Raw genomic sequence first — 11,140 nt, 5'->3', positions numbered from 1 at the left:
CCCCGGCGGCAGTGGAGAGGTAGGAACCATCGGGCAGCCTCTTCAAGGCCGGCAGCTTCATGGCATTGCCGCCGGTCTTGGCACGGAAGAGGAAGTCCGCGCCGGTGGCGGCCACCTCGCGGAAGAAGGAGTAGGCGGCGAAGTTCCGGTCCCCGAGCAGCACCATGGCCGGGCCCAGGCAGGAGATGACGTGGCGGGCGTAGCTCAGCTCGCCCACGNAAGGCCGCCTCGAGCACCGACCGGGTCCCGGCCGTGAGGATCGCGACCATCCGCAGCATCGGGTAGCCGGCCTCCCCGTTGGGTCCGCCGCGCGGCTTGGGAAACCGTGCCCGGTTGGCCTCGGAATCGGCGACGGCGATCTGGGTGCCGTCGATGGCCACCACCAGCCGGCCGGCGAACCGGGTCACCTGCCGGGCCCCGGTCACCCCCGGGCCCTTGAGAAGGCAGAACAGCTCGCGCAGCGGGGCCGGCCCCACCCGGCGCATGGCCTGGCACAGCGACGAGGCCGACGGGGTGCGCACCGGGACCGGGAGCCCCGTGACCAGGCGCGAGAAGACCTGCTTCCACCCCTGGTCGGCGAACAAGCCCCCGGCCAGCAACAGGTAGACCACGACCCGGGAGGGCAGCTTCCTGAGTCTTTGTTCCTTCCCTCCGGCTGCGTCGAGGGCGGCATCGACCATCTCGAACGGAACGGCCCAGGTCAGCTCACCCAAATGTCCCGGCGCGAATACCCCCGCAGCATGATTAATGGCAGAATCGGACATCGTGGCTCCCGTGGGGGTAGATCAGTCTTGGAGGACCGAACTACCGAAACAGGAGCCACGCCCATTTGCACCGGCAACACGCCGACGTCACGCCAACTTGATATCAGGCCCGGGAGCTTAACCGAACGGCATTGGCGCTAACCGGCTACCGCGAACCCCGGCTACCGGGCCGTGAACATGCGCGTGTTGGCGGCCTCCGTCTCCGCATACTGGTTGGCCGCCATGGACAGGGCGGAATTGATGCTCTCCAGCGACTGCTCCACCCGGGCCTGGGTGGCGTGCCAGTCGACCATGAGCGACTGGAATCCGGTGGCCGCCGAACCCGTCCAGCTCGACTGCAGGTCCAGCAGATTGCGTCGCATGGCGTCGACCTCCGCCCGCATGCGCTCCACCGAACCCCTGACCACCGTGCTCTTGGCCGCGAGGTCCTCGCTGTTGACGTTGAACTGTGCCATCGGAATGCTCCTTTGCGTTGTCGGATGCACAGCCCACGGTAGGAGCACGCAACAAACCGCACCAGCGGGGCAGGGCGGCTTGTGGACGGGCGCGGGTCTCAGGCGCGTGTGGAGGAGGGGCCGGACCCGGCACCCTCCGGGCCGCGAGCCGAACGCGGTTCTCTGCTCGGGATCGGCGGCAGGGCCGTCGCGGGCGGATTGGTGTGGTCCGGGCCGGCGACCACGGCGTCACCGTCGGCCGACGACGCGTCGGAGCCTTCGCCGTCGTCCGCCGGCGGCTCCGGAACATACGGCAACTCGATGACCATGGTGGCCCCGCCGCCGGGTGTCTGTTCCAGGCGCACCGTGCCGGCATGGGCGGCGACGATCGCCGAGACGATGGCCAGGCCCAGGCCGCTGCCGCCGGTACTGCGGTCGCGCGAGCTGTCCGCCCGGTAGAACCGTTCGAAAATGCGCGGCGCTTCGTCCTCGGCGATGCCCGGGCCATGGTCGCGGACCTTGATGACGGACTGCATGAAGCCGGTGGACTCCCGCGTGCCGACCATGATTTCCACCGGCGATCCGTCGGGGGTGTAGCGCAGGGCGTTGCCCATCAGGTTTGCCACGACCTGGCGGATCTTGGCCTCGTCGCCGACGGTCGGGGCGCTGGTGCCGCGGCCGCCGTCGAGCCCGACCACGGCGAACGTGCGGTCCTGGGCGGTGGCCCGGGCGTCGATGATCGCGTCGTGGCCGATCAGCAGCAGGTCCACCGGCTTGCGCTGCAGCGGGCGCTGTTCGTCGATGCGGGCGAGCATGAGCAGGTCCTCGACGAGCTCACCCATGCGCTTGGCCTCGCTCTCGATCCGGCCCATGGCCGTGCCGACGTCGTCCGTCGTCTGCAGCGCCCCGTGCCGGTACAGCTCGGAGAAGCCGCGGATCGTCACCAGCGGGGTGCGCAGCTCGTGCGACGCGTCGGCGACGAACCGGCGCATGCGCGCCTCCGATGCGGTGCGTGCCGCGAAGGCCGCCTCGATATGCGCCAGCATGGCGTTCAGCGACCCGGACAGCCGGCCCACCTCGGTGCCCGGGTTGGCGATGTCCACACGCCGGGTCAGGTCGCCGGCGGCGATGGCCGCGGCGGTCTTCTCCACCCGGCCCAGCGGCCGGAACGACCGGGACACCGTCCAGTAGGCGATCATGGTGCCGATCGTGACGGCGAGGACGGCCACGCCGGCGATGACCACGGCCAGGCGCTCCAGCGTGTCCGTGAACGACTCGTAGGGCAGGCCGACGACGACGTAGCCGTCGAATTTCGATTCCGCGCCCGTGGGGTCCCGGGTCGTGATCTGCTGCGGCGAGATGTACACGATGCGCCACGGGGCGTGCCCGTCGCTGCTGGCCACGGTGAACTTCTTCCCCGAGATCGCCGACGCCTGGCCCAGGGCGTAGTGCGGCAGCACGGGTTTGTCCTGCCCGGACCGGTTCTGCGAGACGACCGCCCCGCCGGCGTCAAAGAAGCCGACGTAGTAGTCGAAGCCGATGGCGTTCTTGCTGGCGCCGGTATCGCCCGTGCCGTAGGCGGCGATGGACCTCTGGAACGTGCTCAACTGCGTGTCCATCTGCTGCTGCAGGAAGTTCTGCAGCAACACGAACGTGGTCGCGCCCAGCGCCAGCAGCGAGATCGTCAGCAGGGCGCTGATGATCGCCACGAGTTGTGAGCGCAGTGACGCCCGCTTCCAGAGGGAGATCAAGGCCTAGCGCTTGTCTGCCGTCCGCAAGACGTACCCCACGCCGCGCTTCGTCTGGATCAGTGCCGGCAGGGACGGGTCGGTGTCGACCTTGCGGCGCAGGTAGGAGATGTAGGACTCGACGATCGACGCGTCGCCGTTGAAGTCGTACTCCCACACGTGGTCCAGGATCTGCGCCTTGGACAGCACGCGGTTCGGGTTCAGCATCAGGTAGCGCAGCAGCTTGAACTCGGTGGGGGAGAGCTCCACGGTCTTGCCGGCGCGGCGCACCTCGTGGGCGTCGTCGTCGAGCTCCAGGTCGGCCACGCGCAGCACGGCGTCGTCGTCCTCCGTCGGCTGGGTGCGCCGCAGCACGGCCCGGATGCGGGCCACCACCTCGTCGAGGCTGAACGGCTTCGTCACGTAGTCGTCGCCGCCGACCGTCAGGCCGGTCACCTTGTCCTCGGTGTCGTCCCGGGCCGTCAGGAACAGCACCGGGAAGTGCCGGCCCGCGGCGCGCAGCCGGCGCGTGACGGTGAACCCGTCCATGTCGGGGAGCATGACGTCCAGCACGGCCAGGTCGGGGTTGTGCTCCTCGGCGGCGGCCAGGGCTTCGCGGCCGTTGCCGGCGGCCACCACCTCGAAGCCGGCAAAGCGCAGCGAGGTCGAGAGCAGTTCGCGGATGTTCGGCTCGTCGTCGACGACGAGCAGCTTCGCTTCGGGTCCAGTCTTTTTCACCATTAAAGTCTCCGACCATTGGCTGGGAACAAGCTGACTATTCCGTGGATAATTTCTGCCAGCATACGCTCAGGCAGCTCCCAGCCGCTAGTAGGGAACGGCAAAAATCTCCCGTCTGGCCGCTTCGGAGGCCGCGGCGGGCAGCACAAGCTTCTTCAGGAACGCGGTGTCGTTCGTGGCCAGCGCCCAGCGCAGCAGGTCCATCCGCATGTCCTCAAGCACAGGGAGAAACGCAGACTCGACGGCGAGATTGCGCTGCTCGCCGGGATCAGCCACAACGTCGTGCAGCTGCTCGCGGTGCAGCCCCCAATTGTAGACCGTGTACTTAAACCGCGCCCGCAGCAGTGCCCGCCCCGTGGTGTGGGGCCCGGCCTGGTTCGCGGCACCATCGCCAAAGCCCGTCTCAACCACCACGGGCCCGGGGTCTGCGGCCAGGACCGAACCGGCCGAAAGGCCGTCCGGTGCCGGTATGCCGGCCACCGCGCACAGTGTGGCGAGCAGGCCCAGGACTGCCGCCACCGGGGTGCCGACGGTGCCCGGCGCCAGACCGGGGGCGTGCAGCAGGAACGGGACCCGGATGCATTCCTGGTACAGGGCCGTTTTTTGGTTCCAGCCGTGTGCGGCGTCCCCGTCGCCGTGGTCACTGACAAATACGACGGCGGTGTCCGCCAGGTCAATGGCGTCCAGCAGGAGCCCGATGCGTTGGTCGACGCGCTTGACGAGTGCCGCGTAGGCCCCGCGGTACCGGCGCCAGTCGTCGGGGGTGTAGTCCCGTGTGCCGTACATCCGCTCCGCAGCCTCGGCCTCCGTGCGCAGGGCCGCGGGGGAGTAGGGTGCCCGGAGATGGTTCGCCGGCAGAGGCGGGGTGTCTTCCACCGGGGAGGCGGGAACGTCACCGTAGGGCATGGGCTGTGAGCGGGCGTATTCACAGATCGTGTGGGGATCGTCGAAGGATGCCACCAGCAGGAACGGCCTGTCCGTGGCGCGGGCGCCCAGCCATTCGGCGCAGGCCTCTGCCAGCCCCTCGTCCCCAAACGGGTGGATGGGCGCGAAGCCGTCCCGGGCGGTTGCGCTGGCTTGCTGCGCATGCCATTTTCCGGCGTAGGCGCAGTCGTAGCCGGCGGCGGCAAACCAGTGCCCCAGGGATGCCGGGGCGTGCCCCGGCTCCGTTTTCCCCTTGGCGTTGGACATGATGCCCAGCTCGTGGGGGTAGCGTCCGGTAACCATCGCGCTTCTGGCCGGCACACACAACGGAAAGGGTGTGTACGCCTGCGTGTAGGACACCGACGCCGCCGCCAGGCGGTCCAGGTTGGGGGTGCGGAAATGCGCATCAGTGTCCCGGGACCGGTGCAGGGCGTGGGCGGCGAACTGGTCCGCCATGATCACCAGGATGTTCACGCGTTCCCCGCCAGCGCTGCGAGGGCCGCTTCCCCCGGCCACGTTTGCGACGCGTCGGCCAAGGCTGCCTGGAGCGCCGCGGCGTGGGCCCTGATCCTTCCCTCGTCGTCGACGGATTCGAGTTCATAGGGGTCCCGGACCAAGTCGTACAGGGTGGTGGAGAGCCCGTCGCGCTCATGGAAGCGGGCAATGAACTTTTCAGTGGACGTGCGCAGGCCGCGCACATGCTGCTCCGTGTCGTCGCGTGCATAGTAAAAGTACAAGGCCGGCGCCGACGGCGGGACGTCCCGTCCGGCGTCGTCCGTTCCGTCGTGCAAAAGGGCCGAGGAAACGTCCGTGCCCTGCATTTCGGCGGGCACCTGGCCACCACAGCCCAGCAGGCCCAGGAGTGTGGGGGCGATGTCCACGCTGCACAGTCCCACGCTCGAGGCCGTGGCGGGGTCGCGGCGCAGCCTGTCAGGCCACTGCATGACGAAGGGGATCCGCATGGACTCCTCAAACGGCACGTTCTTGTACAGGAGTCCCTGGCTGCCCATCTGATGGCCGTGGTCGGAGGTGAAGACCACCAGGGTGTCCTGCGTGAGGTCCAGTTCCTCCAGCGTCTGGAGCAGGCGCCCCACCTGGGCATCGATGGCGCTGACGGCTGCGTAGTACAGCGGGGCGATTTCTGCCGCCTCGCGCCCCGTGGCTGAGTCCAGGTCCACGTTGGGGCGGTTGAGCAGCTGTGCCGGGGTGAGCCCTGCGTAGCTGGTGTCGTGGCCCGGCGGAAGCTGGTCGAAGGGCTGGTGCGGCGGATTCCAGGAGACGGCGAGGGCAAAGGGAGCGGCGTCAGGACCCTTGGCCGCCTGCTGGATGAAGTCCAGTGCCACATCGGTCTCGTGGGCGGCCGACCAGCCCTCGATGTCCACCCGTTGGTGCCGTGGGGCGTTTCCGGTCCAGTAGTGCGGGGTCAGGTGTTGGTCGCAGGCGCCGTAGGAATACCAATAATCGAAACCGTGGCGCCTGTCCAGGGGGGAGTAGGCATCCCAGTAGCGGCCGTCCTCCAGGGGTCCGGTGCCGTACAGGGCGTCTTCGGGTACGGGGGCTTCAAGGTGCCATTTGCCGATGTACCCGGTGTTGTATCCGGCATCTCGCAGGACGGCGGCCCACGAAGGGGCATCGGGACGCAGCCCGACGCCCCAGGGTGCGGTTTCGGAATTCACGTTGTGGGTGACCCCGTTGAACGATGGGTACTGCCCGCTCATCATCATGGCCCGGTGCGGGCTGCACACAGGGTAGTTGCTGACGGCGTGCCGCAGGGACAGTCCCTGGGCGGCCAGGGCATCCAGGAACGGGGTGGAAACGGGGTCGCCGCCCGGTTCCAGGCACATGGCCCGGAACTGGTCGGCGACGAGGAACAGCAAATTGGGGTGGTTTCGCATGGGTGGTTTACTTGCCCATTCCCAGGGTCAGGCCCTCCGTGAGCCGGTGTCCCAGCCATACGTAGATGACGAGCATTGGAAGGATCACAATGCACAGCCCGGCAAACAGTCCGCCCCAGTCGGCGCCGGAGTAGGTCTGCTGTTGCACAAAGGAGATCAAGGCGACGGGCAGCGTGTATTTCTCGGTGGACTGGATCAGTGTCAGCGCCAACAGGGTCTCGTTCCAGTGCGCCACGACAAGCAGCACAAAGGCAGTCAGGATGCCGCCCTTGGCCAGCGGCAGCGTGATCTGGACGAAGGTGCGCAGCGCGGAGGCTCCGTCGAGCGCCGCGGCCTCCTCCATTTCCAGGGGCAGGCTGCGGAAGAAGGCGGTCAGCAGGAACACGGTGAACGGCATGGACAAGCCGATGTAAACCAGGTTCAGGCCGATCAGGCTGTCCGTCAACTGGACCTTGTCGAGCATGACAAAGAGTGGGATGAGGATGACCTGGGCCGGGATGCCCAAGCCCAGGATGAAGTACAGGCTCAATCCGCTCGTCAGGCGGGATTCCACCCGGCTGAGGTAGTAGGCGGCCGGGGCGGCAATGGCGACGCACAAGGTCGAGGACACGGCTGTGGTGACCACGCTGTTGAGCGTTGCCGTGGCAAAGTCGCTGACGTTCCAGGCCCTGGAAAAGTTGGAAAAGTCGAATTCTTTCGGCATGCCCCAGGGGCTCGCGAGGATGTCACGGGTGTCGCGGAAGGCCTGCAACACTATCCAGGCGAGCATGGCGATGCTGACAACCACGACTACCCACAGCAGGAATACGCCGATGCTGCGGGCAACGTTGTGCTCGGCCCGCAGTGCGGGGCTGACGCCGCCGCGGTTCCTTGGCCTGTGGCCTCGGGGCGGGACGGCGGTCTCGGACTTGGACGGGGTGAGGGTGGTCATGGGAGCTTCCTTAGAATTCAATGGCGTCACGGCGCATGGCGCGGCGCAGGAGCACCACCAGCACGGACACCAAGGCCAGGGAGATGATGGCCGAAGCAGTGGCGGCCCCATAGGCCGGGGTGGACTGGCCGGAGAACGCCGTGACGTAGGTGTACACGGCCGTGGTCCAACTTTGGGTCGGCGGAATGCCGGCACCGCTGCTGCCGCCAAAGACCCAGATGATTTCAAAGATCTTGATGGAGGAGATGGTCCACAGCACGGCGCAGGTGCCGAACACGTCCCAGGTCAGCGGGAGGATGACGTAGCGCAGGCGCTGGAATGCCGTGGCGCCGGCAAGGGCGCAGTCCTCGTAGAAGTACGGGGGTATCCGGTCGACGCCGGCCATCAGGATGGTGGTGAAGTAGCCGGTGGTGGTGGCCACCATGGTGGCCATGATCAGCGGAAAGATGTTGTCCTGGGCCAGCCAGGCCGGGGACTCCGTCACGCCGAACGGCTTGAGCAGCGTGTTGACCATGCCGCCGGGATTGAAGATGAAGCCTGCCAGCACACCAAAGACGAGGGCATTGACCAGGTGCGGGAAAAAGATGACGTTCCTGACCACTTTCTTCCCGGCCATGTCCCGAAGAACCAGCGTCATGGCGAAGGCGAGGATGAAGATGACCGCGCCAACAACGAAAAGAAGCAGCAAGGTGTTGATGAACGACTTCACGAACAACGGGTCTTGAAAAACCTGGATGTAGTTCTTGAAGCCCACGAACGTCATGGGACCGGAGCCGGCCCATTCATTGAGGCTGATCCATGCGGCGGCTATCGCCGGGACAATGAAGAGAATGGTGTAGAAGACAAAGGCCGGGCCGACGAACGGCACCAGGAGCTTCCGGCGCTGCCGGTCAATACTGCTGCCGCCCGGGCCCCGCTCCGGCTTTTGGGCCGGAGCGGGGGCACGCCCGGTGCGTTTGATGGTTGGGGCGGACATTATCCCTGGGCCTTCCAGTAGGCGATCTGCGCTGTCTTCATCTTGGCGACGAACTGCGTGGCGTTGATCTTGCCGAGGAACAGTTCGTCGTCGATGGGCCAGTAGACCTTTGTGGTGTAGCCGGGGAACGTGACACCGTCGTCTGCCTGGTATACCTCAGTGGCGTTGTCGAGTGCCTTCTTGACAGTGGCCATCTCCGGGGCCGTCAGGGCGTCTGCGCGGATGGGCAGCACCAACGCCCGTGTTCCGTAGGCGTCCTGGTACTTCTTGTTGAGCATGAAGGCCGCGAGCTTCTGGGCCAGTGCCGGGTTCTTGGCTTTCTTGGGAATAGCCCAGCCGACGAAGTCCGCACGTGCCATGGCGGGCCGCCCTGTCACCCCGGGGAACGGGAAGGAGGAGTACTGGAAGCCCTTGGCGGCATACGTGCCGGTTTCGGTGGGGATCCAGGAGCCGTTGAGCAGGAGTTCAGCCCCGCCGTTGGCCCAGGCCTGCTGCTGTGCGGGCCACTTGCTGGCGTTGTAACCGTTGATCAGGTAACCGCCCTGGGCGAGCTGCTGGACTTTCTGGGCCGCTGCGAGCACAGCCGGAGAGTCCCAGGCGGCGCCGGTCTTGTCCGCCGCAATCTTGGCGAAGGAACCCGGCCCCTCGCTGTGGATCACGAGGTTGGAGAACCACGCCGAGTTGTAGCCGGCGATGTCCCCGTCTGCAGCCAACGGAACCTGTCCGGCCGCCTTCTCCTTGTTCAGCAGCGCCATGAAACCGTCCCAGTTGGCCGGCGGTGCGGTTACCAGGCCGGGGTTCTTCGCGGCGTTGAACCAGATGGCGTCGGAACTGAGGCTGTAGGGGAGCATCCAGGGCTGGCCGTCGGCACCCTTGATGTTGCTGGCCGCCAGGTATTTGCTCGGGATGAGGTCGGAAACCTTCTTGCCGTCAACCACCGTGGCATAGGCGTCCGTGAGCGGAAGGGCTTCGCCGGTGTTCCCGAGGACGGGGGCCAGTTTGGCGTATGCGCCGTCCACAATGTCCGGGACGTTGTTGGTATTGAGCGCCGGGACCAGCTTGGTCGTGTTGGAGCGGCCCTGCCACTGCACCTTGACGGTGGCGCCGGTCTGCTTTTCAAAATCCGTGATGGCATCCGCGATCACTTTCTGCTGCGGCTCGCCGACCTTCCACATCGACCAGTACGTCACTGTACCGCCGTCTTTTGCGCCTGCGCCGGTCGTGGCGCCGCCGCCACAGGCCGTCAGTGCGAGCGCGGCGCCTGCCAGCACGGCCAAGGTCTTGGAAAACCTAAAAGTAGTACTCATTAAGGACACCTCTTGAACTAGTTGTGCCGTAAGTCACGGTCCAGTGGCATGACTCAACCAGTCGTCAAAGAGAGGAATCAAGGAGTATTCGGGTGCATTCTTAAAGATGGATCTCGGGGTGGGCGCGCGGGAGGCCCGGCTGGCGGACGAAACCTTCCTTTTTGTGGCGACTTTGTGGCGAACCCGCGAGGAGCCTGGCCGACGCCGGCGACATGGGTGGAGTAGTGTGTCCTAAATTCACCTTTATTCCTATCTTCTGTTCTTGGCAGACTGGTCGGGATGCACCCTGAAAGGAAGCAGTGAGCAAGAATCCAGCCCCCCGAAAAATTCGTGATGCCGACGCCCGTGACCTGAAGTTCCGGGCGCTCGCCGCCGACATCCGCCGGGGCATCTTGGCAGGCACCTGGGCGGCTGGGGCAAAACTGCCCACCGAGGCCCAGCTGGCCGCAGAGACCGGCCTGTCCCTGACAACCGTGCGGCGCGCCTTTGACGACCTGGTCCAGGAGGGGCTCGTGGTGCGGCGCCAGGGCGCCGGCAGCTTCGTGGCGGTCCGCCAGCCGGTACGGCGCCGTTCACGTTTGACGGTGGGCGTGCTGCTTCCGGACACCCAGCTCTATTACCCCCGCGTGCTGCAGGGGATTGAAGAGACTCTTTCCGCCCAGGACGTCGGCTTGCAGCTGGCCACCTACAACTACATGCCGGAGCGGGAGGATTCAAGCATTGAATTTCTCATCGACTCCGGGGTTGACGGGCTGATCCTGGTTCCGACGCTGACCGGCATCACGGACCCCCAGCGGCGTGTCAGGGACTTGATGTCCCTGGACGTCCCCGTGGTGCTCCTTGAGCGCAGCCTGATGGACCTGGGCCCCGGGGACCGGACGGAGCACGTTTGTTCGGACCACCAGGGCGGTGCGTACGACGCCGTGCTTCACCTTCACGGGCTGGGCCACGCACGCATTTCCCTGCTGACCCGGACGCAGACTCCCACCGAGCCGGCCATCGTCGCCGGTTATGAGCGGGCGGCCGCGGACCTGGGTTTTGAGCCGCAGCTCTTCCGCGTGCTGAAAACGGATTGGGAAGACGGCGCCCCGGAAGAAGTTTTGGGCCAATTGCGTCAGTCGGGGGCAAGCGCGGCACTTGTCTTTGGGGACAGGGAGGCCACCTTGCTCGAAGGCGCCGCACGGCGGGCCGGCATCCGGATCCCGGAGGACCTGGCGCTGGTGTCCTATGACGATGAACTGGCCGACCTGGCCGAGGTGCCGCTGACGGCCGTGGCACCGGCGAAGCACCGGATGGGGAGAATGGCCGCCGAGATCCTGCTGCGGCGCCTGGCGGAGGGGGAGGACTGCCCCATTCACCAGGTGCGGCTGCGGCCACGGCTGGTGGTCAGGGAGTCCTGCGGTGCCAAACGGCAATCCGCACACAACGAAGAGGAATGAGTGGA

9 protein-coding genes and 2 pseudogenes are annotated in these 11,140 nt (G+C 66.5%); 1 reads left to right on the top strand and 10 read right to left on the bottom strand.

Annotation, left to right across the window (positions count from 1 at the left end; translation table 11 throughout):
- The 10 genes and pseudogenes from EJC77_RS20900 to EJC77_RS03010 form a co-directional block, all read right to left on the bottom strand.
- Positions 1-217 (bottom strand): annotated as a pseudogene (locus EJC77_RS20900) (hypothetical protein); the annotation flags it as partial.
- Positions 218-506: 289 nt separating this feature from the next.
- A pseudogene (locus EJC77_RS21500) lies at positions 507-680 on the bottom strand (transposase domain-containing protein); the annotation flags it as partial.
- A gap of 245 nt (positions 681-925) precedes the next feature.
- On the bottom strand, positions 926-1,219 hold the full coding sequence (locus EJC77_RS03045) for a WXG100 family type VII secretion target (protein ID WP_125610102.1): 294 nt from the start codon (positions 1,217-1,219) through the stop codon (positions 926-928).
- Between the two features lie 98 nt (positions 1,220-1,317).
- Positions 1,318-2,949, bottom strand: coding sequence for a sensor histidine kinase (locus EJC77_RS03040; protein ID WP_125610101.1), 1,632 nt, complete (start codon positions 2,947-2,949; stop codon positions 1,318-1,320).
- Between the two features lie 3 nt (positions 2,950-2,952).
- A complete protein-coding gene (locus EJC77_RS03035) occupies positions 2,953-3,663 on the bottom strand; it encodes a response regulator transcription factor (RefSeq protein ID WP_125610100.1) in 711 nt (236 codons plus the stop codon).
- Between the two features lie 87 nt (positions 3,664-3,750).
- On the bottom strand, positions 3,751-5,061 hold the full coding sequence (locus EJC77_RS03030; RefSeq protein WP_125610099.1) for a sulfatase family protein: 1,311 nt from the start codon (positions 5,059-5,061) through the stop codon (positions 3,751-3,753).
- Positions 5,058-6,482, bottom strand: coding sequence for a sulfatase family protein (locus EJC77_RS03025; RefSeq protein ID WP_125610098.1), 1,425 nt, complete (start codon positions 6,480-6,482; stop codon positions 5,058-5,060). The genes EJC77_RS03030 and EJC77_RS03025 overlap by 4 nt, the downstream gene beginning before the upstream one ends.
- A gap of 7 nt (positions 6,483-6,489) precedes the next feature.
- Positions 6,490-7,413, bottom strand: a complete 924-nt coding sequence (locus EJC77_RS03020) for a carbohydrate ABC transporter permease (protein WP_125610097.1) — start codon at positions 7,411-7,413, stop codon at positions 6,490-6,492.
- Between the two features lie 10 nt (positions 7,414-7,423).
- Complete coding sequence (locus EJC77_RS03015) at positions 7,424-8,389, bottom strand: carbohydrate ABC transporter permease (protein WP_125610096.1); 966 nt, start codon at positions 8,387-8,389, stop codon at positions 7,424-7,426.
- On the bottom strand, positions 8,389-9,696 hold the full coding sequence (locus EJC77_RS03010) for an ABC transporter substrate-binding protein (protein ID WP_125610095.1): 1,308 nt from the start codon (positions 9,694-9,696) through the stop codon (positions 8,389-8,391). Before EJC77_RS03010 ends, EJC77_RS03015 begins: the two co-directional genes overlap by 1 nt.
- Before the next feature lie 299 nt (positions 9,697-9,995).
- On the opposite strand from EJC77_RS03010, the gene EJC77_RS03005 reads away from it, so the two are divergent.
- The gene (locus tag EJC77_RS03005) at positions 9,996-11,135 is read left to right on the top strand and encodes a GntR family transcriptional regulator (protein WP_125610094.1); all 1,140 of its coding nucleotides are present in this window, start codon (positions 9,996-9,998) and stop codon (positions 11,133-11,135) included.
- Positions 11,136-11,140: the final 5 nt, after the last annotated feature.

Source organism: Specibacter cremeus (assembly GCF_003946885.1).
Taxonomy (GTDB): domain Bacteria; phylum Actinomycetota; class Actinomycetes; order Actinomycetales; family Micrococcaceae; genus Specibacter; species Specibacter cremeus.
This window is presented reverse-complemented; position numbering and strand designations above follow the sequence as displayed.